This is a genomic window from Nostoc sp. PA-18-2419, assembly GCF_005869855.1.
Lineage (GTDB): Bacteria > Cyanobacteriota > Cyanobacteriia > Cyanobacteriales > Nostocaceae > Nostoc.
Window position 1 is genome coordinate 48427 of record NZ_SZNH01000017.1, and the last position, 23052, is coordinate 71478.

Sequence of the window (23052 nt, forward strand, 5' to 3'; positions counted from 1 at the left end):
GTAACTAATTTAGGGTCAGCTGGCAAGCACCCTTTTCAAACTGATAACTTAATTTTCGATCCTTTTAAATAAGGGTGAGATTGGTTATGTGCAAGATTTGAAGCAATGCCAGCCATCTTGAAAACATGCTTTTAATTTTGAGAACATTATTACCACTTTGCCACTTCTTGCCGCAACTCTCCCATATCTAAATAATCGTTAATAAAAGCCTTCCGTAAAAGTGGATGAGGAATAAATTTATCATACTTTTGAATTTCTGGTGCTTCTGAACTACTAACTAAATCTTCTGTGCTAATTCTTTGCTCGCATAAAGAAGCAATTTCGCGAGAAAGATTATTAAATTTATCCTTGCCTAATTTAATTATTAAATAATAAGGACTTACACCACCAATACTTGTAATTTCTAATGATTCTCGACAGAAAGAATTAAGTAATCTTTCCAAAGTGCGATAACCGACAGTACCCAACCAAGGAAAAATGCAACATTTGCCTTTTTCTAATTGTAAAATATTCTGCTTCTCTAATCCCACTTGCTGCACTAATTGACGAACTGTCTGTAAACGTTGCATAGCATTATTTTGTAAATAGCTATACTCAATATCCTCAAATAAAACTTGCTGCATTCGTTGCAAAACTTTTGTATGAATAGTACCACCGCCACCACGCCAATAAATAGTAGCTATACCCTCAGCTTGTTTCACAACAATAGTTCTTTTTTTAAAGTCAACTTCTACAACTTCCCAAGTTCTTCCAGCTAAAGCAAATTGATTACCAACAGGAATCGGCGCTGCAATACTACCAATTTCAATTGTCCCATACTTAACGGTATATTCTTGTTGCTCAGCAAACACAGCATAAAACTGAAATTTTCTCACTACCTTTTCTCCTGCCAAACCCAGGATTAATTTACCTTGTTCAGTATGTTGAATATGACCAATATCAATTAAATAATGTAGTAATAGTTTAAAATCTTCTTGGGAAATCACAGCAAAGGGCGGTAAACTAAAAATTTCTTTAGCTAAAACATTAGGTGAAATTTCTCCACTTGCTGTTAAAATACTCATTGTCTGATGATAAAGTAAACTTAAAGGATATTTAATCGGTTTKATTGGTTCAATCCACTTTTGTTCTAAATAAAGTTGAATAATAGCGATGGACTGCAAAAGTTGCCAAGGTATTTGCTCAGGTAAAGAAGCTTCCGATAATGGCTGTTTTTCAGTGCAAATAAAGCGCATATCAGCAGCTTCACCTCTTCTACCACTGCGTCCTAGACGCTGTAAAAAGCTAGCTACAGACAATGGTGATTCTAACTGAATCACTCGCTCTAAATGACCGATATCTATGCCTAATTCCAGGGTCAGAGTCGCAGCGGTCACAGCCGGATTGTTGGGTTCACGCATGGCATTTTCCGCTGCTTGCCGCAAACTCGCAGATATACTCCCGTGATGCACATGATATATATCTGCTAGTCCTTGTTCTCTAGCAATTTTTCGCAAAGATGCAATTATAGATTCAGTGCGCGTGCGATTATTTGCAAATATTAGACATTTGCGAGATTTGCTGAGGTTGAAAATATATTCTTCATCAGGTGTCGCCTCTGATTCATAAACTTCATCACTAATATAAAAATGTTCAATGGCTAGTTTGATTTGGCGTTTTATCCCATCTATTTGAGGAGTAACTACTGATTTATCAGTTCCAGAACGCAACCACTCTTCAGCTATGGAATAATCACCGAGAGTCGCTGATAAACCAATACGGCGCGGTTGTTTTTGGGTGAATTTGGCTAAACGTTGTAATTGGCAAATAATTTGACAACCGCGTTCTGAACCCATAAATGCATGAATTTCATCGATAATCACAAACTTTAAATCACCAAATAAGCGAAGTAAGTCGTTATTTTTATTAATTAATAAACTTTCTAAAGATTCTGGAGTAATTTGTAGGATGCCTTGAGGATTTTTTAAAAGCTTGTTTTTGCGAGTTGGAGAAACATCACCGTGCCAATGCCAAACTGGAATATCTGCTTCTTTGAGTAAGTCGTTGAGACGCTCAAATTGGTCATTAATTAATGCTTTAATGGGACTAATATATAATGCACCTATAGTAGTAGCAGGGTAAGTGTGTAATAAAGTTAAAACTGGGAGAAAGGCTGCTTCTGTTTTACCCGCAGCAGTTGCAGCAGCAACTAGCAAGTGAGCATCGGTGTCAAATATCACTTGGCAAGCAGCAATTTGCACTGGTCGTAATTCAGTCCACTGGTGATGATAAATATATTCTTGAATAAAAGGTGCGAGTCGGTTAAAAGCGTTGTTCATGTTTTTTATCTCACGCAGAGGCGCAGAGGCGCAGAGAAGAGAACGCAAAGAAATTTATTGGTCATACACAAAGGACAAATGTCAAATAATATTTTCATCCTATGGACTCAAGGCTGATTGAGCATTTGTCGGTCAAACTGAAATTATAGAAGTAAGTATATAATGAGGCAAAATTCATGAGTAAGCATAAGGAACTGTTACGTGTCATCCTTGCTATATCGATTATTGTGGTTGGAGTGACACACTTTCTGACTCCAGAACCGTATGTGAAAATTATGCCACCACAACTTCCTTACCCTTTAGGATTAGTTTATCTGAGTGGTTTTTATGAAATTTTGGGTGGTATTGGGTTATTAGTCCCGCCTGTAAGTCAAGCTGCTGCTTGGGGACTTATTGCTCTTTTTATTGCGGTTTTCCCTGCCAATATTAATATGGCGGTTAATCATATTAAGCTAGAACATATACCAGATTCACCTTGGGTACAGGTAGTCAGACTTCCTTTTCAAGCAGTTTTAATTGCTTGGGCTTGGTGGTACACGAAACCTTCTGATTGGGAAAAACAAGCTTCTCTAATTCCTAAGTCACTCATTCCTAAAGAATTAGAATTAAAATGAAGTGTTTTTTTACTTAATTAACACTTTTGTTTATTTAGGTAATTTATCAGAACATGCGCGTTGCAACTTTGTTTGGCATAACACTTACTTTAGCAATTGGTATTGGGGAAGTTGCTGTTCCAGTGACTCAAGCAGTGCAACTCAGAGATGGTATAGTCTATTTTGTCCAACCACCGAAACTGGTTGAGGCGGTAACTATTTACAAAGATGTAAATTTTCCGGGCGGGACTTACTATTTTACTATTAATGTGCCGGAAAATGCTGGAGAATCTCTTGGGAAGGTAGCGATCGCTCAACATGAAGGATCAGAGAATATCCGGTACCATCTTGATGATACCCGTGCATTTGTGGGAACACGCGATCACAAAGGAGCAAAATTAACACTAGGCCCAGTCACCAGAGAACGCAAAACACGCACCATTACTGTGAATTTTGACCCACCTGTGACTCCAGGACAAACGGTTACAATTGCCCTCCGCCCTGTAAGTAACCCCAGTTTTTCTGGTGTTTACTTATTTGGTGTTACAGCATTTCCAGTTGGTGAGAAATCCCACGGTCAATTTCTTGGATTTGGGCGGTTTCAGTTCCAAAGCAGCAGATTTTGGTAGTTCCCATCGATAACATTACTTTAATTCAATGGAACATGAAAAGATTATTAATCACTGGAGTCAGTGGTTTCTTAGGATGGCATCTTTGCCAGCTTGCAAAACAAGAATGGGAAATTTATGGTACTTATTTATCCCATCCTATAGAGATTCCTGGTGTTAAAATATTAAAAGTTAATTTAACAGACTTTCAAGAATTGTACCGTATATTTAGTACTATCAAACCAGCAGCAGTTATTCATACAGCTGCACACTCACAACCGAACTTTTGTCAAACTCACCCTGAAGAATCCCACGCAATTAATGTCACAGCATCGTCCAATATTGCTGGACTTTGCGCGGATAATTCTATTCCTTGTGTTTTTACTTCAACCGATTTGGTTTTCGATGGTTTAAATGCTCCTTATTACGAAACTGATTCTGTCTGCCCTGTAAACATTTATGGCGAGCAAAAAGCTTTAGCTGAAGCAGGTATGCTAGAGCGATATCCCATGACCACAGTATGCCGAATGCCTTTAATGTTTGGTGCAGCAACAGCCACAGCAAAAAGTTTTATTCAACCATTTATTCAAACTTTAAAAGACGGAAAAGAACTAAATTTATTTATTGATGAATTTCGCAGCCCAGTAAGTGGAACAACTGCGGCAAAAGGATTATTATTAGCGTTAGAAAAAGTTAGCGGAATTATTCACTTGGGTGGAAAAGAGCGGATGTCACGCTATGATTTTGGTCGGTTATTAGCTGAGGTATTTCAACTACCACTTACTGGAATCAAAGCCTGCCGACAACAAGATGTGAAAATGCCAGCACCCAGACCAGCCGATGTTTCTTTAGATAGTTCTAAAGCATTTGCATTGGGGTATCAGCCTTTATCTCTTAAAGAAGAATTAGAAGAGTTAAGAGTTAGGAGTTTTAATTCCTAACTCTATCACTTACTACTTAATAAGCATCCATTGGCAGACAAGAGCAAACAAAATTCCTGTCACCAAAGGCTGCATCAATACGACCAACAGCAGGCCAGAATTTATATTCGCGAGTCCAGGGGGCAGGGTAGGCAGCTTGTTCGCGAGAATAAGGATGATGCCATTCTCCACTAATCAAACTTTCAGCAGTATGAGGTGCGTTCTTCAAAAGATTATCTTGGACATCCACCTTGCCTGATTCGATTTCGGCAATTTCTTGACGAATAGCAATCAACGCATCACAGAAACGATCTAATTCTTGTTTTGATTCGCTTTCTGTTGGTTCCACCATGATTGTACCCCCCACAGGCCAGGAGACAGTCGGCGCGTGGAAGCCATAATCCATCAAACGCTTAGCAACATCATCGATTTCGATCGCCGCAGATTTTTTGAGCGATCGCAAATCTAAAATACATTCATGGGCAACTAAACCATTTTTCCCTTGATATAAAACTGGATAGTAAGATTCAAGTCTCTTGGCGATGTAGTTAGCATTGAGAATTGCCACTTTCGTTGCTTGGGTTAAACCAGCTGTACCCATCATCGCAATGTACATCCAAGAAATCACTAAAATACTCGCACTACCCCAAGGTGCAGCCGCCACCGCACCAAGATGAGATTTCCCAGCTGACTTGTCGATAGTGACAACAGGATGTCCGGGTAAAAACGGTACAAGATGAGAAGCAACGCCAATAGGCCCCATACCAGGGCCGCCACCCCCGTGAGGAATACAGAAAGTTTTGTGCAAGTTTAAGTGACAGACATCCGCACCAATATCCCCAGGACGGCAAATTCCTACTTGGGCATTCATATTTGCCCCATCCATGTAAACTTGTCCACCGTGGGCATGAACAACTGCACAGATTTCCTGAATTGCCTCCTCAAAAACACCATGAGTCGAGGGATATGTCACCATTAAGGCGGCGAGTTCTAGCTTATGTTTTTCTGCCTTCGCTTTTAAGTCATCAACATCAATGTTACCTTGGGAATCACAGGCAACTGCTACTACCTTCATGCCACACATTACCGCACTTGCTGGGTTTGTCCCATGCGCTGAGGTAGGAATCAAACAGACGTTGCGGTGTCCTTCTTTGCGACTTTCGTGATATTGACGAATTACTAAAAGTCCAGCGTATTCACCTTGAGAACCCGCATTTGGTTGTAGAGAAATTCCCGCAAAACCAGTAATTTCAGCTAACCATGCTTCAAGTTGCCCAAATAGGATTTGATAACCTTGAGTTTGCGACGCTGGGGCAAAAGGATGAATCTTGCTAAATTCTTCCCAAGATACTGGAATCATCTCAGCAGTTGCATTCAACTTCATTGTGCAAGAACCCAAGGGAATCATCGATGTAGTTAGCGATAAATCTTTGGTTTCTAGCTTGTGGAGATAGCGCAATAACTCTGTTTCTGAATGATAACGGTTAAAAACTTGATGAGTCAGATAGGTACTTTGGCGGCTGAAGGGTTTCTCTTTTAAGCGCGATTGTTGGATTATCCAATCCATCTCCTGGATATTCAAAACAAATGGCAGCTCATCTAGCTCATCTGTACCTGCAAAAATCCGGCATATATCTTTAACATCTTCAAATGTAGTTGTTTCGTCCAACGAAATACCTACAGTAGAATTATCAAAAATACGCAAGTTAATTTGATAGGCTTGAGCAGTTTCTAGAATTTCTTGCAGGGGTTTGGTTCCCAACTCTACCCGCAGTGTATCAAAGAATAATTTGGAACTGATGTTATAACCTAGTCGCTGTAACCACTCTGCCAAAATTGAAGTTTTCTCATGTATCCTTTCGGCAATCTTCTTCAGTCCCTCTGGGCCATGATAAACGGCGTACATACTCGCCATCACCGCCAGTAACACCTGTGCAGTGCAGATATTACTAGTAGCTTTTTCGCGGCGGATATGTTGCTCGCGGGTTTGTAAGGCCAGACGCAATGCAGGCTTCCCTTGAGCATCTTTTGATACTCCAATAATTCGCCCTGGAACTAACCGCTTATGCTCTTGTTTGGTTGCAAAGTATGCCGCATGAGGTCCCCCAAACCCCAAGGGAATACCGAAGCGTTGGGTACTGCCTACAGCAATGTCAGCACCAAATTCCCCAGGAGGGGTGAGTAAAGTTAAACTTAAGGGATCTGCTGCTACCGTCACCAATGCACCCTGAGCATGGGCTTTCTCAATAAAAGCGCGGTAATCGTAAATCGTGCCATCACTTGCTGGGTATTGCAGAACAGCACCAAAAATTGGTTCCTCGAAATCAAATGTTTGACTATCGCCAATAATAATGTTAATGCCTAACGGTTTAGCGCGAGTCTGCAATACATCAATGGTTTGCAGATGGCAATCACAAGAAACAAAATAGCTATTTGCCTTATTTTTAGAAACGCCATAGCTGAGGCTCATCGCTTCTGCGGCGGCTGTAGCTTCATCCAGTAACGAAGCATTGGCAATTTCCAAACCTGTGAGGTCGATAATCATGGTTTGGAAATTCAGTAGTGCTTCTAATCGTCCTTGGGCAATTTCTGGCTGATAAGGAGTGTAAGCAGTATACCAACCAGGGTTTTCTAGGATATTACGTCCAATGACTGGAGGGGTAATACTGTCGTAATATCCCATACCAATATATGAGCGGAAAACTTGATTTTTGGCAGCAACTTTTTTTAATAATGTTAGTGCTGCGTATTCACTTTCTGCTGCTGGTAACTTTAGTGGTTGCTTGAGCCGAATTGTCTTCGGTACTGTTTGCTCAATCAGGGCATCTAAGCTAGAAAACCCTAAGACTTCGAGCATTTGCTGGATGTCATCAAAGTTAGGGCCAATGTGTCTTGGTGCAAAATTACTTAACTTTTCACTCGATTGGTCTAGCTGATGGCGATCGCTAGACTTGAGAATAGGGAGATGTGATACCACAAATTAGTCTCCAAATGGTACTATTTAATATTTTGCAACAAATACTGATGAGAGGTGAGTGTAATTTATCAATTTATTTAAATTATCTAAATTTCATAACTTAGGGCTTGCTGGGGAGTGAGGAAGAGGATAGGGGCGCGATAGTAAAGGGGCATAGGGGCAAAGGAGTAAAAGAGAGAATAATTGCTCCTAACTCCTCAGTCAACACTCAACACTTCCAGCCCCATTCCCCAGTCCCTACTCCCCTTCTACCTGAGCGCGGTATTCATCGGCAGTCAAGGCATCATTTACTTCATCAGCATCATTGATACGTACTTTTAAAAACCATCCTTCTCCATAAGGGTCATCTGATATTTGTTCCGGCTCGTCAATCAAAACATCATTGCGTTCTACGACTGTGCCAGTCACAGGTGAATTTAACTCTTCAACGGCTTTCACTGATTCAATAGTGCCAAATCTATCTCCCTTTGTCACTAAATCACCAATTTCTGGCAGTTCCAAAAACACGATATCACCCAATTGGTCTACAGCAAACTCAGTAATACCAATGGTGGCAATTTCGCCATCTAGTCGCACGTATTCATGAGAATCCAGATATCTAAAATCTTGAGGATATTCAAAAGACATATCACTTCCTCTCCCTTATCAAACAATTTATTGCCTTAACAGTCATCCAAGCCATATTTGGTAATGAACCTTACTATAGATTGAGTAACTCACAGAACCGATGCTGAGCAATGAGTGAAAAAATAAAATTTCACTTCTTGAGTTGGTACTCAGAACTGGGCACCACTGAAAACACATTATTCCTTAAAAACCTCAGCACTTATCAGTTAGTGATACGATTTTTTGAGCGATAGAAGGGACGTTTAACTACAACTGCTGGGTAAGCTTTGCCACGAATCTCAACTTCTAATTGCTGACCAACAGTTGCTAACTGTGTGGGAACGTAGGCTAAAGCAATGGGATAACCAACTGTGGGAGACAAAGTACCACTGGTGACTTCTCCCACTACTTTACCTGCTGAGAGAATTTGGTAGCCATGACGAGCAATATTGCGTCCTTGGGTTTGTAAACCTACCAAACGCCGCCGCACTCCCACAGCTTTTTGCTGTTCTAAAACTGCCCGACCAATAAAATCGCCTGTGGTATCTAGGTGAACTAGCCAGCCCAAACCTGCTTCTAAGGGTGTAGTGGTGTCGTCGATGTCTTGTCCGTAAAGTGCCATTGCTGCTTCTAAGCGCAGAGTATCTCTTGCACCGAGTCCACAGGAAATGACGCCAGCATCATGGAGACTTTGCCACAATTTTACTGCCACATCATGATCTACCATCACTTCAAAGCCATCTTCTCCGGTGTAACCTGTGCGGGCGATGAAGGCTGGTTTACCGAGTACCGTTGCTTGGAGATGACCGAATGCTTTGATTGGTTGTAAGTCTTGTTGTACTAAAGGTTGGAGATATTTAATAGCTTTTGGCCCTTGCACAGCTATTAAGGCTTTTTCTAGTGAAAGGTCTTGGAACTGCAATTGATTTTGGTCAAGGTATTGCAATAACCATACTTTGTCTTTAGCAGTAGTTGATGCATTGACTATAATAAACGCCTTTTGTATACCAATGGCATCTTCACCTTGGTAATAAACAATGATATCGTCAATAATTCCCCCTTGGGGATTTAACAACACCGTGTATTGTGCTTGACCAGGTTGCAATCTACTCAAGTCTGAAGGTACTAAAAACTGGAGTTGGGATATCAGATTTTTACCTTGGAGAGTAAATTTGCCCATGTGGGAAATATCGAACATGCCGGCTGTATTTCTTACAGCTTCGTGTTCGCGGCTAATGCCACTATATTGGACTGGCATTTCCCAACCACCAAAGCTGGTAAAGCGTGCTTTGAGTTCTACACCCAATTGATATAAAATAGTTCGCGCCAAGGATTGGGCGTTGTCTTCTTGATTAGCCACAGGTATTTATGTGATCGCACCTCAACATCTCTCTATCCTACGAGATGCTTTCTTATTTAACAGAATATACGATTTGAGATTTTGAATGGAGAATCAAAAACAGGCACAGGGGTAAATAATAACTCCTCGCTCAGCAATAGGGTGTTGGGTGTTGGGTGTTGGGAAAAGAAGAAAGTCTTACTACATCCGACACCCTCCCTCATGAATCTACATAACCTGAAAAGTCAGACACCCCACACCCCATAAATAGCCCCAACGGGGCTTGGTCAACACTCAACAATCAACACTCTTTATTAAGGTTTAATAGTTAATAGTGAAAAATGTTGAGATTTGTTAATTTAACATTATGAAGTATCGGCAAATACTAGCTAGCTTTGTCTTAGCTATAGTTCTTTTTGTTTTTCCGCTCTCAGCCCAAGCTGCAAGTTCTTCCAGTATTACCCGTTCTGCTGGAGACAATCTTCAGGCTAAGGATTACTCTGGTCAAAGTTTAGTTGGTACTGAGTTTACCAATGTCGATTTAGAAAATGCTAACTTTAGCAACGCCGACTTACGCGGCGTCGTGTTTAACGGCACTGTCTTAGAGGGAGTGAATCTGCATGGTGCAGATTTTACTAATGGCATAGCCTATCTAGCAAGATTTAAGAACACTGATTTGAGCGATGCAGTCTTAAGCGAGGCAATGATGCTGCGTTCTACTTTTGAGAATGTTGATATTACTGGTGCTGATTTCACAAATGCAGTTTTAGATAAAACACAAGTGAAAAAACTGTGTACCAAGGCAAGTGGTGTTAATTCTAAAACAGGTGTGGATAGCCGTAATTCTTTAGGATGTAAATAGAATTTTATAAAAGAAGGCAGGAAGCAGAGGGCAGGGAGCAAGGGGCAGGGAAACACAAGAGAATAACAATGCTCAGTCTCCAGTCCCTAATTCCAATCCTGTTCCTCTTTCTTGCCGCGACTTTTATAAATACCGCCCAAGTCGTGCAGTTGGCGAGTTTTCTCAAAAAGCTGTGCTTCCGTCAAACCCCACTGTTGCAAAACTTTATCTAAATCTTTTTGAATGTCTCTCGCCCCTGGAAAGCCTTGATAACGAATTCGCAATCTAGCTAATTCTGCCAAGTTATAGTCTGTTGCTTGTTGAGCGAGTAAAATATCAATAAGGGGGCGATCGCGGTTATAAAGAGGGTGCTGTTGATCTTTACCGCCCGTTGCTTGACTCATTGTCAGTCCTGAATATTGAGTGCTGAATCCTAAGTTTTTAGTTTAACTGAACAAAGGGGACTAAGGATTGGAGACTGGGGACTGGAGACTGAGGGGTTGATAATTATATCTCCTTGTCCTCTTGTGTCCCAATCTCCCAATCTCCCCTCAGTACTCCCCAGACGGCAACTACACCTGAGGTCTTACGGCTCTCACCACTGCCAGTCAAATTTAAATAAAGTTACATTAGTCCTTAAGAAAATACAAAAATCTTTAGATGAGGGTGAATTTTATTTCACCCAAAGTCGAAGCAGCAAGGGAGCAAGAACCCGCTATGTTTGAACACTTCACTTCCGAAGCCATTAGAGTAATTATGCTAGCTCAGGAGGAAGCACGTCGCCTGGGACACAATTTCGTAGGAACTGAACAAATTCTCCTGGGTTTGATGGGAGAAGGAACTGGGGTTGCTGCTAAAGTGCTGGCCGAATTAGGCGTTACCCTCAAAGACGCACGTCGTGAGGTAGAAAAAATTATTGGTAGGGGTTCTGGTTTTGTACCACCAGAAATTCCTTTTACTCCTAAAGTGAAAAGCCTCTTCGAGCAATCGTTTAAAGAAGCTCATAGTTTGGGACAGAATTACATTAACACCGAACACTTACTCTTAGGATTGACCGAGGCGGGCGAAGGTGTGGCCGCCAAAGTGTTGCAAAATTTAGGGGTTGATTTTAAGACTGTCCGCAGTGCGATTACTCGTCGTTTGGGTGAAAATGCGCCAGCTTACGCTGGTGCTGGGAATCAAAAGCGCACCCAAACGCTCAATATGGAAGAGTTTGGCAGAAATCTAACTAAATTAGCACAAACAGGTCAACTCGACCCGATGGTTGGTCGTCAAAATGAAATTGAGCGTGCTATTCAAATTCTCGGTCGCCGCACTAAGAATAACCCAGTGTTGATTGGAGAACCTGGGGTTGGTAAAACTGCGATCGCTGAAGGTTTAGCTCAACGTATTATTAATCAAGATGTCCCCGAATCGTTACAAGATAAGCAAGTCATCAGCCTCGATATGGGGTTATTGGTGGCTGGAACTCGCTTCCGTGGGGATTTTGAAGAACGGATTAAAAAAGTTGTTGAAGAAGTCCGTTCTGTGGGCAATATCATCTTGGTGATTGACGAAATTCACACCCTAGTCGGTGCAGGTGGTACAGAAGGCGGTTTGGATGCAGCCAACATCCTCAAACCCGCTTTAGCACGCGGTGAACTCCAGTGCATCGGCGCAACTACCCTCGATGAATATCGTAAGCATATCGAACGCGATGCCGCCTTAGAGCGTCGTTTCCAACCGATTATGGTCGGCGAACCATCGGTAGAGGAAACTATACAAATTCTTTACGGCTTGCGCGGCGCTTACGAACAGCACCATAAAGTCACAATTTCTGACACCGCAGTGGTTGCAGCAGCCAAGTTGTCAGACCGCTATATTAGCGATCGCTTTTTGCCAGATAAAGCAATAGACTTGATTGATGAAGCTGGCTCTCGCGTTCGCTTGCGGAACTCTCAAAGTTCTACCAATAAAGAACTCAAACGCGAACTCACCAGCGTCACCAAAGCCAAAGAAGCAGCAGTTAAAGTCCAGGATTTTGATAAAGCCGGACAACTCCGCGACCAAGAATTGGAACTCACAAACCAATTACAAGCTACATATGCACAAAATGATAAAAATGTCAATGTTGCTGTAGTTGACGAAGAAGACATCGCCCAAATCGTGGCTTCTTGGACTGGTGTACCAGTTAACAAGCTGACTGAATCTGAGTCAGAGTTACTTCTGCACCTGGAAGACACTCTACACCAGCGGCTTATCGGTCAAGAGCAAGCAGTTACAGCTGTATCTCGCGCCATTCGCCGCGCCCGCGTCGGCTTAAAAAATCCCAATCGTCCCATCGCTAGCTTTATCTTTTCTGGTCCCACTGGTGTTGGTAAAACAGAATTAGCCAAGGCGTTGGCTGCATATTTCTTTGGTTCGGAAGAAGCGATGATTCGCTTAGATATGTCCGAATATATGGAAAGCCACACCGTATCCAAATTAATTGGTTCGCCTCCTGGTTATGTTGGATACGACGAAGGTGGACAGTTAACCGAACTAGTTCGACGTAAACCATACACAGTGCTGCTTTTTGACGAAATTGAAAAAGCGCACCCCGATGTCTTCAATATGCTCTTGCAAATCTTGGATGACGGTCAACTGACTGACGCTAAAGGTCGGAAAGTGGACTTCAAGAATACGCTGATCATTTTGACTTCTAACATCGGTTCCAAGGTGATTGAAAAAGGTGGTAGTGGTTTAGGCTTTGATTTTGATACTCAAGCTGACGCTAGTTACAACCGAATTCGCAACCTGGTAAATGAAGAACTCAAAGCTTACTTCCGTCCTGAGTTTCTCAACCGTCTTGATGAAATTATTGTCTTCACCCAGCTTTCTAGGGATGAAGTTAAGCAAATCGCCGAAATTATGCTTCGTGAGGTTTCTAGTCGCTTAACGGAAAAAGGAATTACCTTAGAAGTTAGCGATCGCTTCAAAGAACGCGTAGTACAAGAAGGCTATAACCCCAGCTATGGCGCTAGACCTTTACGCCGAGCAATTATGCGCCTTTTGGAAGATTCTCTTGCCGAAGCCCTGTTATCTAGTGAAATTACAGATGGAGATACTGCGATCGTTGATGTTGATGATGACTCTCAAGTAAAAGTCCAAAAATCAGCAAAACGAGAGTTGCTATTAGCAAATGTTGGCTAATATATCAGCTAATATTTATACCTAATCACTTTTTGCTGTAATATTTTAGCAACACTCTAGCCTCTTGCTTAGGCAGAGGCAGAAACAGGGGTATCTGCGACAAACATCAAGTGAAATGGTATTATATATTTCACCTCTGGGAGAAAAACCAGAGGCTTTTTTTTAGGGACTGACAAATAAAAAATATCCCACTGTTCACAGTCAACGGTTGACCAAATAATTACTAATTCGTAATACTCACCAAAGGCGAGAAGCAAGCTACGTAATTCGTAATTATTTGGGTACAAGCCCCCACCAAATATGCAGATTTGGTGGTCTTCAATCAGTGGTGGGTACAAGCCCGCACTGATTGTAACTACGAATTATTTTGACAGGAGACAGTGCCTTGCGTATTTTCCAAGAGTTGGCTCTTAGCGTTCCCATCGGGTAGCAACTGGCTCTCAACAGTCAGTAAATGTAAACGGGTTTAGGAGACAGAAGGTTTTATTACAGCGGTTTTCATAATGAATAGACCACAGTAATCAGGTTTGGTCACGGCAAAATATAGGAGTCAGAATTCCCTCCTGTGGCGTCTGCCTCCTGCATAGCTGCCTTCATTTTGAGAATTTATTTGTTGGAGTTTCCTAATGCTGCAATCAGTAAGTCAGCAACAGCACCACTAGATGCTGGATTTTGCCCAGTGATCAGCCTCTTATCTTCAATGGCAAAAGAAGCCCAAGGTTGATCTGCTCTTTTGTAAATAGCTCCTCGCGTTATTAATTCAGTTTCCGTCAAGAAAGGAACAAACTCATCTAGGTGAGCAAGTTTTTCTTCTTCATTTGAAAAACCAGTGACTTCTTTGTCTTTAACCAGTAGCGCTCCATCTGACAATTTGATATTCAGCAAGCCTAAAGCACCATGACAAACCGAAGAGACAAACCCATTATTTTCATAAATTTTTCGGCTGATAGCCTGTAATTCTTCGTTTTCAGGAAAATCCCAAACTACCCCATGACCGCCAGCATAGTAAATCGCAACGTAATCATCTGGTTTGACTTCGCTTGGTTTTAGCGTAGTCCCAAGACGATTCATAAATTCTTTGTTTTGATACCATTCCCAATCACTTGAATCTGTCATTGCCAAACTGTGGGGGTCAATTGGCGTATATCCACCTTGTGGACTTACATAATCAACTTCATAGCCAGCTTCCTCAACTTTTTTAACAAAATGTATAGCTTCTCCAAACCATAATCCCGTAGCCCGATTCATATTCGGATACTTTTCAACACTAGTTAAAACCACAAGTATTTTCTTACTCACGATATCACCCCTGGTTAATTTAAAGTTACTGTTAGTGCTTAGCTATACATTAGTTCTTCTGCTTACTAATGTAAAGTAAGTACTATCGCAGGAGGCAGTTCGCCTAGTACCGCAAGGCGTAATTCGTAATTCGTAATGACACTCGTTCGCCCTTGGCGTCTCCCTTTGGGAGAGGACTCGCTAACGTAATTATCTGTTTGCAAGGGTTTCAGACATTTAAAATGGTTGGTTTATTTCCGCTCTGCTGTACTAGGTGTCGAAGACAAGGTAGTTATTGCTGTTCTTGCTGGAGGTAAAACTATTACTGTTGCTAGCATTCACACTTGTCATGTTAATACATTTTAAGAGATATTAATCTTGATGTAGCAAATTCAAATCATAAATTAGTTCATATAGTGAATAATAAATAGTTAAAGTCTGATTTTTTGTAATTTGCCAGAAAATATTTTCTTGATTTTGTATTACCTCAAGTGAGATTTTAGAGGGATTAGCGTCGATGAAAGCAGAAGACTTCCCCCGTTGATTAACTAAAAATCCCACTCTTTCTAAAGCACGAATAGTCCATATTACTGCAATTCCCTCACCGATGACATTAATTTCTCCTTTGTGCGGTTGATGGAGAGAAAATTCTCCAGAATAAATATCAAACTCTACACCTTCAGTGCGGAAAGTATTAGCAAAAGCACCACTCAAAACTAAATCTTCCGGTGCGCCAATATGTAAAATCCCATTACTCGATAGTAGCCAAACTTTATCAGCAAGTCGCAAAGCTAAGTTTAAATCATGGGTAGAAAGGAGAATTGCTTGATTAGTTTCCCGCGCTAACTGGCGCAACAATTGCATAATTTCTACCCGTCGCGGTAAATCAAGAAATGCTGTAGGCTCATCAAGTAACATCACAATAGTCGACTGAGCCAAAGCACGTGCAATCATGATTTTTTGGCGTTCGCCGTCACTTAATTCGCTAACTTGGCGTTGTGCTAAATGTACTGCTCCCACAGATCTGATTGCCGAATCTACTACTGCTTCATCTTGGGGTGTCAAATTTCCCCACCAGTCAGTGTAAGGATATCGTCCCAGACTCACCAAGGTGTAAGCAGATAGCATTCCCACATCAACTTTCTCGGTAAGTACCAGACTCAAACGTTTGGCTAAATCTTGCGGTTGTAAATCATAGATGTTTTCGCCTAAGAATCGTACTTCACCTGCTATGGGCGGTTGCATTCCGGCTAGCGATCGCAGTAATGTAGATTTCCCCGCACCATTAGGGCCAAGTAAACAAACAAGTTCCCCAGCCAAGAGAGATACAGAAATATCTGATGCAACACACCGAAAAGTTTTCCGAGATGTCTTGTAACCAATAGTCAAGTTGTGAGTTGTCACAATTGAGTAACTCATTATCAAAATAATAACTTATAGCAAATTAACCCTGAAAACACTCTGCGTTACTCTGTGTTCACCTCTATGCACCTCTGCGTTTGAAAAATGTTAAAAAGACTTTCAATATTGTGGTAAGTTGTTGATGCCAGTTAAACCTATCAGAATCCTCAGTTGGCTCGTCAGCGTGGTTGTAGCCATTCAAAGAAAGTCTGTAACAACAACCAAGCATTCAATGCGGCAATCAAAGTTGCTATGGCATAGGCAAGAATTTTGAGCCAGCGAGGATTGACGAACTCTCCCATCAAACGGCGATCGCTTGTAAACATCACCAGGGGAACCACAGCAAAGGAAAGCTGTAAACTGAGAATCACTTGACTGAAAATCAACAAATTAGTGGTGCTACCTTCCCCGAAAAACACAATCGTTAGTAGAGCTGGAACAATAGCGATTAGACGAGTTAACAAGCGTCGTAGCCAGGGACGCAAACGGATGTGTAAAAATCCCTCCATGACAATCTGTCCCGCCAGGGTGCYAGTAAGGGTTGAGTTTTGCCCTGATGCTAGTAGTGCGAAGGCAAATAGAATACTGGCAGGCCCAAATCCCAGTAATGGAGATAGCAATTTGTACGCATCTTGAATTTCTGCGACATCCCGATGACCAGAAAAGTGGAACGTGGCAGCCGCTAAAATTAAAATTGCAGCGTTAATAAATAAAGCAAACGACAACGCCACAGTTGAATCAATTGTGGCAAAGGTGATCGCTTCTCGCTTTTTTTCAGGGACTTCTTGCCAATCGCGGGTTTGGACGATCGAAGAGTGGAGATAGAGATTATGAGGCATCACTGTTGCCCCTAAAATTCCGATCGCAATGTACAGCGCCTCTGGATTTCGTACCACTTGTGACTGGGGAATAAAGCCCTGAACAATACCGCCAATGTCGGGACGAGCAACAAATAATTCAGTCACAAAGCAAACCCCAACAATCGCCATCAGAGTAATCACCAAAGCTTCAACGTAGCGAAAGCCTTTATTTTGTAGAAATAGTACCATCATCACATCTAAAGCTGTAATGCACACACCCACAGCCAAGGGAATGCCAAACAACAATTGTAGAGCGATCGCACTGCCCACCAGTTCTGCTAAGTCACATGCACCAATGGCAATTTCACACAAAATCCACAAGCAGAAGCTAACCTGGGGACTGAAAAAGTCTCGACAGGCTTGAGCGAGATCTCTTCCGCTAGCAACTGCCAATTTGATACAAAGGAACTGCAATAAAATTGCCATCAAATTGGAGACTAGGATGACACTTAGTAACATGTAACCAAATTGGGCACCGCCAGCTAAGTCAGTTGCCCAATTACCAGGGTCCATATAACCCACCGCCACCAGATATCCGGGACCTCCGTATGCCATCATTTTGCGCCAGAAACGACCTTGTTCGGGCACGCGGATTGTACGATAAACCTCTGGTAGAGAAGGGGTGCGTTTAGTCTCCGTCATAACGGCTTGCCTCTATGATAATTTTTGTCCCAAGTCCAAAAAAGCTGAGCAGCTGACTTGGGGACTGTCGAAAGTTGTTTCTCTCTAAATTTTTCATTATTTTCTCATTTTTCAGCCTATCATAGGGCAGGTAAAAATGAAGCAAAAAAATGAGAATAATTATCGGTTGTCTACGGAGAAAGACTATCTGCAAGACACTCTGGGAACACAACAGACAATCAAAGCGTTCGCGTAGCGTCCCGCAGGGATGGAATATTTTTTAATTGGAAGTCCCTTGGATGGTCGCATTCACTTCCTCCCCTAAAACCACTGACTCAATGCCAACTTGATCGAGTTCCCGACCAATCAACACTAATCGCGTTTGACGGGGTTCTTGGAGTTGCCAAGTCCGATCATAAAAGTAGTCAAATCGATTACCAACACCTTGTAATACCATACGCATGGCTTTATTGGGAACTGCGACAAATCCCTTAATTCTATAAATTTCTTGCTGCTGCACCAATGTTTGCAAGCGTTTAATTAAGACAGACGGCTCAAATGCCTGGTCTAGGAGTAGTTGCACAGCATTAATGCCATCATCATGTTCGTGGTCTTCTTCAGTATCGTGATGGCTGGGACGACTATCTAAGTTATCTTCCACAGCCGCATTGAAACCAAGTAATAAATCGCTACTGATTTTACCATCCTGGCAAGGAATGACTTTTACACCAAGGGATAAGTTTTGCTTGAGCCAATCCTGCACCCTAACTTGCGTTTGTTTGTCAACGCGATCGCTTTTAGTCAACAATACTAAATCAGCACAAGCCAGCTGATCTTCAAACAGTTCCTCAATTGGTGTTTCGTGTTCTATGCTAGAGTCGGCTTGTCGCTGTGCTAACAAAGCTGCTAAATCGCCTACATATTGATTGCTTGCCAAAGCTTCACAGTCCACCACAGTGATTACGCCGTCTACTGTTGCGCCTGTGCGAATTTCGGGCCAGCGAAATGCTTGCACCAATGGTTTCGGTAGTGCTAGTCCAGAGGTTTCAATCAACATACAGTCTAGGCTGTCGCGTCGCTTCAATAATTCTTGCATTGCTGGTAAGAATTCCTCTTGCACCGTGCAGCACAAGCAACCGTTGGTGAGTTCAACAATGTTACTGTTAGCGTCTTCTTCATCATCACAAACTTGGCAATCGCGTAAAAGTTCGCCATCAATTCCGATTTCTCCAAATTCATTTACCAAAACAGCAATGCGTCGTCCCTCATTGTTTTGCAGTAAATGGCGAATTAATGTCGTTTTGCCTGCACCTAGAAATCCTGTAATCACTGTGACGGGAATTTTATGCATATAAAGTATGTTGTTTGTTAATTAATTTTGCGATGACAAGAAAGAAGTTATAACCGCAGATATGACACAGTAAAAACTCAAATTTCATCTCTTTACTAATTTGTAAGGATGTGGAAGGTAATTATAAAATCTTCCAACGAGCAGCGAGTCCATACAATTGCTTCGTCATTTCTTTTAGCAATGATAGTTATTGTCTCATGGAAAAATAAAAGCTGGGATGTTCCCAGACAAATAAGCGGATCCATCTTTTTTGTAAATAGTTCTTTCAAAGAAAATTAGGGTCAGCAAACGTAATTTGTCCCCAGGATAAACCATTTACCATCTCATAAAAAGCCGTAATCTGTAGCGTTTTAATATATGTAGCTATGAGAATGTAAAGCTTAGTAATTGTTAAAATATTCATAAAAATATTTAATCTGTGCCTCGCAGACGTACAAAATTTACAAGTCAACTTCGGCGGGCATTCTGACTCACAAGGCAAAGCTTGATTACAGCTGCGGGACAGCGCCGGATTCACACCGGACTTTCCCCGTTTCCTCTAGTAGCTGTTCCCCACTAGAACCGAGATTCCTTTGAATATTAACACAACTGTGATCTGCTTGCGTAGAAATCAATGGTTGCTCGGATACAGGATTCGTTCTTTAGGGGTACAGGTTTCATTCTTTACAAATATTTTTTCAGTCTCCAACATCTAACGTGGTTTAGGTTCAGGAATTGAACGGCTTAAATCCTTAGCCGTTTCTATCCACTCCTGCATCACTATTTCTACATTATGCAAAGCTTCTTGATAAGTCTCGCCATCAGCAGCACAGCCTGGTAATTCTGGGACTTCGGCAATAAAAGCTTGATTTTCCCTACTCCAGTAGAGAATAATTTCATAGCGAAAGGTCATTTTTACTTCCTAGCTGATACTTAAGAATTATTAATCGAACTTGTTTAACTTGATAGCTTTTAGCTTTTCCTCTTTTGTGTTGCAGGTTTAATATTTCCTCAACACCATCTTTGACAAAAATACGATGATCGCCACGAATCCGTTCATTAAAGCCTAGTTTGTATAAGAGTTGCCACAATTGAGCAAAAGGGATGTCTGTATCAGAAGTCCCAGAGAGGATTTTTCCTAAGATTTTGTCTTGCTGACTCACGTTTTTTTGACTGTCTGAATATTTCTATAGTCTCATATTTTTGAAAAATTTTGATGTCTTAGTTTCTATAGTAATATATAAACTTTTTGTCAAAGTCACCTAATACACCAGTTTTATGGAATTAATTAAGAGTTAAAATTGAAAGTTTTTCTGTATTTTTACTCATTTATTTGTTTATATTTGTCCGTTGTTTCAGTATAAACCTAATCAGCAAGCTGACGGCGCTCGCCAAAATAGCAAATGCTGTCGTCGAAATAGCAAATGCGCTTGCTAAAATAACAAATTCGCTCACCAAAATAGCAAATACTGTCGTCGAAATAGCAAATGCGCTCGCCAAAATAGCAAATGCACTTGCTGAAATAACAAATGCTGCCGCCGAAATAGCAAATGCGATCGCTTTTTATTTTTGCGAGGTTGTCAAGCAGAAATACTCCGCTGCTGGCTCATATCACAACCCCACCAAAATGATGTCATTTTTAGAGTAGTTGGGCATAGACATCATCCTCAGCGTTATCCCAAACTGATGAGAGTGATGTTTGAGTGGCTTGAAGCCAAAATTCAGCTTCATCATCAGGAAGCAGAGTTACTAACACTGTTGTTCCTTCGGGTAATTCCGCTGATTCCAGCAGTTGTATTTTTCCTTGTCGAACAGTAGCCCAAAGCGTTTTTAGTATATATATTTTATCAATGGTCATGCTTTGATTTTATGCTTTGATAGCTAAAAGAGCGATCGCTGATTGTATGATGGCATTGTGAGCGATCGCTTTACAGAAAACCTCAAAGACACGGCGTAGACGCGTAGCGCAAAGCCGGAGACTCCGAAAGCTCCGGGCAAGTCGAGTGACATCGCCTGTTGTAGAAAAGTCAGATATACACCAGCAGCTTTCGGTAGGCCACTTCAACCAAATTGTTAAGCTACATCAGACACAGTGTTCTTAAGCTGACCTGACAGTTTTTGTCTGAAAGAGACTCTGATGTTGTCAAGTATCTCCTCATATTTTCTCTTGATACTTTGATTTTGGTTTATTAGTTCAGAAATATGCTGCTGCTCAACAACACCATGAGAAATAGCGCTTTCAATATCCTGTCTAGAACTAAATTCAATTAACCGCCACTTCCCTAGTCTAAAATTACCAAATATCTCTAATACTGAAAATAACGGTATATAATCTAATTCCTCTAGGAAAATCCCGCCCTCATACGCTACTCGTGTAGTTATGTCTAGTTGCTCTGCGAATCTAATAAGGTTCTCTTCACTGGCTTGCTCCCATAATTTATTTCCTGCTAATCTCAACGCTTGCAGGCTTTTCCAGGTATTAGAGTAAGTCTCAAATTTTGATTTAGCATAGTCTTGCCTCAGGCTTTCAACACCAATCTGCTTAACAAAGAAAGTAAACTGATCGGCAAGCGTAGCTTGATTATTAACAAATTGCTCAACTGTAATTCCGTTATTTATATTTGATGTTTCAGCAATCAAGGTGTTTGAGGAATTAATAGAAGTTTCAGCTGAAGAAAAAGCCTGCTGAGATAATACTGAATCTGATAACTGGTGTTCAATTGCTTCAAGTAATGCCTCAAAATCTGACTTGTTATGAATATCTGGGGTTAATGTATTCATATTTTGAAGCATATAAATAAGGATATCAATTGTTGCTCTAAACTCTGTATATTGAGTTACTACCTGTTGAAGATTAATCAAATTAGCACTGGAAGCAACCAATCTGAGCTTAGAATCTAGTCTTTGAATTTGATTGTCCCAGTGAATAATATAATCACATCGATCAACAGGATCATAAATCTTTGCATCTAATAAAGTGATTGGAAAAACGCGATCGTAAAACTGTCCGTTCTTAGATATCTCTAGAAGTTCAAACATGCAGTTGGGTGACTTTAAATATTTATCGCTGATCACGACAACTACACATTTGCCGCAACCAATGTACTTCATAAATTCCTTGATCAGTCCTTTGTAACCTAAGTCACGTTTATCCCGGACAATAGTAATCCCCTTTTTTTGCAAAGCTTGATCCAATCGATTGACAAATTCTTCACTATCACCACCCCAAGCATAGGAAATAAAAACTTTTTTAGATTCTGCTGTCATATTATTTGAAGATGTAGTATAAAGTTACGTCAGTTATATCAAACTTTTGATTTGATATCTATTTTTGACTACATCCAGACCAAAAACTTAATCCTTGCGAGATAATCACATTTTATTTCGTAATAAGCAGCATGCTCAAGACTATTTGGTTCCTTAACTTGAAAATTCCTATAAATTTCAATTATTCAAAAAATAATTCTTCACAATTTATTGTAAACTAATGTCATGACTTGCTCATATTCTTCTTTATGGCTTTGCAAAGCATCCCAAAGCTCAACTTTTTGCTGAAGATTGAGCCAAAGTTTTGGGCCATTTCCTAAAGCTTTACCAAGACGTATTGCTATATCTACTGTAATTGAGCTTTGACCATTAATAATTTCCTGAATCGTTTGATTAGATACTCCTAAAATTTCTGCAAAATTTGCGGTATTAATATCTAAATCATCTAAAATATCTGCAATTATTTCGCCAGGATGTATTGGTCTTACTAATCTATCATCAGTAATATCTTGCCAATTATCCATAATTAATACTTCTTACTTAATAATTTGGTTAACCTTATTTAGCATTTTCTAACCAATTAATATCATATTAACACAGGAGTTAATGATAATCTTCAAGATTGACGTCATAAGCATCGCCATCTTGAAATTTAAAAGTTATACGCCAGTTTCCTGATACCTTTATTGACCAAGTACCTTTTCTATCTCCTTTTAATTCATGCAAATCATAACCTGGTAATCTAATATCTTCTATTATTAACGCTGAGTCTATAACTTCAAGTCTAATTCTAATTTTCTTTTCTAAGTTTGCAGGAACTCCTTTATTAAAGTTTTCTCTAAACAAATTTTCTAATGCTTTATTTTGAAATGTCTGAATCATTTATATTTTATTGTTAAGGCAGGCATAACGCCTGCCCATG

The 23052-nt window shown here is 40.7% G+C and carries 23 protein-coding genes and 1 riboswitch; of the genes, 6 read left to right on the plus strand and 17 right to left on the minus strand.

Annotated elements, in window-relative coordinates; genetic code table 11:
- Nucleotides 1-149 precede the first annotated feature (149 nt).
- Complete coding sequence (locus tag FCR06_RS18190; protein ID WP_138502143.1) at nucleotides 150-2318, minus strand: DEAD/DEAH box helicase; 2169 nt, start codon at nucleotides 2316-2318, stop codon at nucleotides 150-152.
- A 176-nt stretch (nucleotides 2319-2494) separates the two neighbouring features.
- Here FCR06_RS18190 and FCR06_RS18195 point away from each other — a divergent pair, with 176 nt between their 5' ends.
- The 3 genes from FCR06_RS18195 to FCR06_RS18205 are packed head-to-tail and all read left to right on the plus strand — an operon-like array spanning nucleotide 2495 to nucleotide 4460.
- On the plus strand, nucleotides 2495-2932 hold the full coding sequence (locus tag FCR06_RS18195) for a DoxX family protein (protein WP_138502145.1): 438 nt from the start codon (nucleotides 2495-2497) through the stop codon (nucleotides 2930-2932).
- A 53-nt stretch (nucleotides 2933-2985) separates the two neighbouring features.
- The gene (locus FCR06_RS18200) at nucleotides 2986-3540 is read left to right on the plus strand and encodes a DUF2808 domain-containing protein (RefSeq protein WP_138502147.1); all 555 of its coding nucleotides are present in this window, start codon (nucleotides 2986-2988) and stop codon (nucleotides 3538-3540) included.
- Between the two features lie 35 nt (nucleotides 3541-3575).
- Nucleotides 3576-4460: an SDR family oxidoreductase gene (locus tag FCR06_RS18205; protein WP_138502149.1), complete on the plus strand. Its 885-nt coding sequence runs from the start codon at nucleotides 3576-3578 to the stop codon at nucleotides 4458-4460.
- 16 nt (nucleotides 4461-4476) lie between these two features.
- Here FCR06_RS18205 and gcvP read toward each other — a convergent pair whose 3' ends face one another.
- From gcvP to gcvT, 3 genes are all read right to left on the minus strand, one after another.
- Entirely contained in the window at nucleotides 4477-7416 is a 2940-nt protein-coding gene (gcvP, locus tag FCR06_RS18210; protein WP_138502151.1) for an aminomethyl-transferring glycine dehydrogenase, read from the minus strand.
- Nucleotides 7417-7653: 237 nt separating this feature from the next.
- Nucleotides 7654-8043 (minus strand): glycine cleavage system protein GcvH, encoded by a 390-nt coding sequence (gene gcvH / locus FCR06_RS18215; protein ID WP_138502153.1) that lies wholly within the window; start codon nucleotides 8041-8043, stop codon nucleotides 7654-7656.
- 202 nt (nucleotides 8044-8245) lie between these two features.
- Complete coding sequence (gene gcvT / locus FCR06_RS18220) at nucleotides 8246-9382, minus strand: glycine cleavage system aminomethyltransferase GcvT (RefSeq protein WP_138502155.1); 1137 nt, start codon at nucleotides 9380-9382, stop codon at nucleotides 8246-8248.
- A gap of 346 nt (nucleotides 9383-9728) precedes the next feature.
- On the opposite strand from gcvT, the gene FCR06_RS18225 reads away from it, so the two are divergent.
- Complete coding sequence (locus FCR06_RS18225) at nucleotides 9729-10223, plus strand: pentapeptide repeat-containing protein (RefSeq protein WP_138502157.1); 495 nt, start codon at nucleotides 9729-9731, stop codon at nucleotides 10221-10223.
- Between the two features lie 86 nt (nucleotides 10224-10309).
- On the opposite strand, the gene FCR06_RS18230 is transcribed toward FCR06_RS18225, so the two are convergent.
- Nucleotides 10310-10606 carry a DUF3288 family protein gene (locus FCR06_RS18230; RefSeq protein WP_138502159.1) on the minus strand — a complete coding sequence of 99 codons (297 nt, stop codon included), beginning with the start codon at nucleotides 10604-10606 and terminating at the stop codon, nucleotides 10310-10312.
- 313 nt (nucleotides 10607-10919) lie between these two features.
- Here FCR06_RS18230 and FCR06_RS18235 point away from each other — a divergent pair, with 313 nt between their 5' ends.
- Nucleotides 10920-13373, plus strand: a complete 2454-nt coding sequence (locus tag FCR06_RS18235) for an ATP-dependent Clp protease ATP-binding subunit (RefSeq protein ID WP_138502319.1) — start codon at nucleotides 10920-10922, stop codon at nucleotides 13371-13373.
- Between the two features lie 68 nt (nucleotides 13374-13441).
- On the opposite strand, the gene FCR06_RS18240 is transcribed toward FCR06_RS18235, so the two are convergent.
- From FCR06_RS18240 to FCR06_RS18270, 7 genes are all read right to left on the minus strand, one after another.
- On the minus strand, nucleotides 13442-13711 hold the full coding sequence (locus tag FCR06_RS18240) for a hypothetical protein (RefSeq protein WP_138502162.1): 270 nt from the start codon (nucleotides 13709-13711) through the stop codon (nucleotides 13442-13444).
- A gap of 268 nt (nucleotides 13712-13979) precedes the next feature.
- Nucleotides 13980-14672 (minus strand): type 1 glutamine amidotransferase domain-containing protein, encoded by a 693-nt coding sequence (locus FCR06_RS18245; protein WP_138502164.1) that lies wholly within the window; start codon nucleotides 14670-14672, stop codon nucleotides 13980-13982.
- 351 nt (nucleotides 14673-15023) lie between these two features.
- Complete coding sequence (locus FCR06_RS18250) at nucleotides 15024-16070, minus strand: ABC transporter ATP-binding protein (RefSeq protein ID WP_138502166.1); 1047 nt, start codon at nucleotides 16068-16070, stop codon at nucleotides 15024-15026.
- Nucleotides 16071-16231: 161 nt separating this feature from the next.
- Entirely contained in the window at nucleotides 16232-17554 is a 1323-nt protein-coding gene (locus FCR06_RS18255; protein WP_138502168.1) for an Nramp family divalent metal transporter, read from the minus strand.
- Nucleotides 17555-17813: 259 nt separating this feature from the next.
- Nucleotides 17814-18884, minus strand: a complete 1071-nt coding sequence (gene cobW, locus FCR06_RS18260; RefSeq protein ID WP_138502170.1) for a cobalamin biosynthesis protein CobW — start codon at nucleotides 18882-18884, stop codon at nucleotides 17814-17816.
- A gap of 437 nt (nucleotides 18885-19321) precedes the next feature.
- Nucleotides 19322-19465: riboswitch (cobalamin riboswitch) on the minus strand.
- A 110-nt stretch (nucleotides 19466-19575) separates the two neighbouring features.
- On the minus strand, nucleotides 19576-19776 hold the full coding sequence (locus tag FCR06_RS18265; RefSeq protein WP_138502172.1) for a type II toxin-antitoxin system HicB family antitoxin: 201 nt from the start codon (nucleotides 19774-19776) through the stop codon (nucleotides 19576-19578).
- Nucleotides 19760-20026, minus strand: a complete 267-nt coding sequence (locus tag FCR06_RS18270) for a type II toxin-antitoxin system HicA family toxin (RefSeq protein WP_138502174.1) — start codon at nucleotides 20024-20026, stop codon at nucleotides 19760-19762. The genes FCR06_RS18265 and FCR06_RS18270 overlap by 17 nt, the downstream gene beginning before the upstream one ends.
- A gap of 170 nt (nucleotides 20027-20196) precedes the next feature.
- Here FCR06_RS18270 and FCR06_RS32780 point away from each other — a divergent pair, with 170 nt between their 5' ends.
- On the plus strand, nucleotides 20197-20511 hold the full coding sequence (locus FCR06_RS32780) for a hypothetical protein (RefSeq protein ID WP_189523480.1): 315 nt from the start codon (nucleotides 20197-20199) through the stop codon (nucleotides 20509-20511).
- On the opposite strand, the gene FCR06_RS18280 is transcribed toward FCR06_RS32780, so the two are convergent.
- The 5 genes from FCR06_RS18280 to FCR06_RS18300 all read right to left on the minus strand — a co-directional run bounded on the left by FCR06_RS18280 (nucleotide 20503) and on the right by FCR06_RS18300 (nucleotide 23012).
- Entirely contained in the window at nucleotides 20503-20721 is a 219-nt protein-coding gene (locus FCR06_RS18280) for a hypothetical protein (protein ID WP_223280186.1), read from the minus strand. The two genes, FCR06_RS32780 and FCR06_RS18280, sit on opposite strands and share 9 nt — an antisense overlap.
- 9 nt (nucleotides 20722-20730) lie before the next feature.
- The gene (locus tag FCR06_RS18285) at nucleotides 20731-20928 is read right to left on the minus strand and encodes a hypothetical protein (protein ID WP_138502176.1); all 198 of its coding nucleotides are present in this window, start codon (nucleotides 20926-20928) and stop codon (nucleotides 20731-20733) included.
- A gap of 8 nt (nucleotides 20929-20936) precedes the next feature.
- Nucleotides 20937-22130, minus strand: a complete 1194-nt coding sequence (locus tag FCR06_RS18290; protein ID WP_138502178.1) for a toll/interleukin-1 receptor domain-containing protein — start codon at nucleotides 22128-22130, stop codon at nucleotides 20937-20939.
- 200 nt (nucleotides 22131-22330) lie between these two features.
- Nucleotides 22331-22654: a HigA family addiction module antitoxin gene (locus tag FCR06_RS18295; protein WP_138502180.1), complete on the minus strand. Its 324-nt coding sequence runs from the start codon at nucleotides 22652-22654 to the stop codon at nucleotides 22331-22333.
- Nucleotides 22655-22733: 79 nt separating this feature from the next.
- Entirely contained in the window at nucleotides 22734-23012 is a 279-nt protein-coding gene (locus FCR06_RS18300) for a type II toxin-antitoxin system RelE/ParE family toxin (protein ID WP_138502182.1), read from the minus strand.
- Nucleotides 23013-23052: the final 40 nt, after the last annotated feature.

Coding starts and splice junctions, on each gene's coding strand:
- FCR06_RS18195 (WP_138502145.1), top strand. CDS start 2,495: ATGAGTAAGCATAAGGAACTGTTACGTGTCATCCTTGCTATATCGATT.
- FCR06_RS18200 (WP_138502147.1), top strand. CDS start 2,986: ATGCGCGTTGCAACTTTGTTTGGCATAACACTTACTTTAGCAATTGGT.
- FCR06_RS18205 (WP_138502149.1), top strand. CDS start 3,576: ATGAAAAGATTATTAATCACTGGAGTCAGTGGTTTCTTAGGATGGCAT.
- gcvH (WP_138502153.1), bottom strand. CDS start 8,043: ATGTCTTTTGAATATCCTCAAGATTTTAGATATCTGGATTCTCATGAA.
- FCR06_RS18225 (WP_138502157.1), top strand. CDS start 9,729: ATGAAGTATCGGCAAATACTAGCTAGCTTTGTCTTAGCTATAGTTCTT.
- FCR06_RS18230 (WP_138502159.1), bottom strand. CDS start 10,606: ATGAGTCAAGCAACGGGCGGTAAAGATCAACAGCACCCTCTTTATAAC.
- FCR06_RS18235 (WP_138502319.1), top strand. CDS start 10,920: ATGTTTGAACACTTCACTTCCGAAGCCATTAGAGTAATTATGCTAGCT.
- FCR06_RS18250 (WP_138502166.1), bottom strand. CDS start 16,070: ATGAGTTACTCAATTGTGACAACTCACAACTTGACTATTGGTTACAAG.
- cobW (WP_138502170.1), bottom strand. CDS start 18,884: ATGCATAAAATTCCCGTCACAGTGATTACAGGATTTCTAGGTGCAGGC.
- FCR06_RS18265 (WP_138502172.1), bottom strand. CDS start 19,776: ATGACCTTTCGCTATGAAATTATTCTCTACTGGAGTAGGGAAAATCAA.
- FCR06_RS18280 (WP_223280186.1), bottom strand. CDS start 20,721: ATGACCATTGATAAAATATATATACTAAAAACGCTTTGGGCTACTGTT.
- FCR06_RS18290 (WP_138502178.1), bottom strand. CDS start 22,130: ATGACAGCAGAATCTAAAAAAGTTTTTATTTCCTATGCTTGGGGTGGT.
- FCR06_RS18295 (WP_138502180.1), bottom strand. CDS start 22,654: ATGGATAATTGGCAAGATATTACTGATGATAGATTAGTAAGACCAATA.
- FCR06_RS18300 (WP_138502182.1), bottom strand. CDS start 23,012: ATGATTCAGACATTTCAAAATAAAGCATTAGAAAATTTGTTTAGAGAA.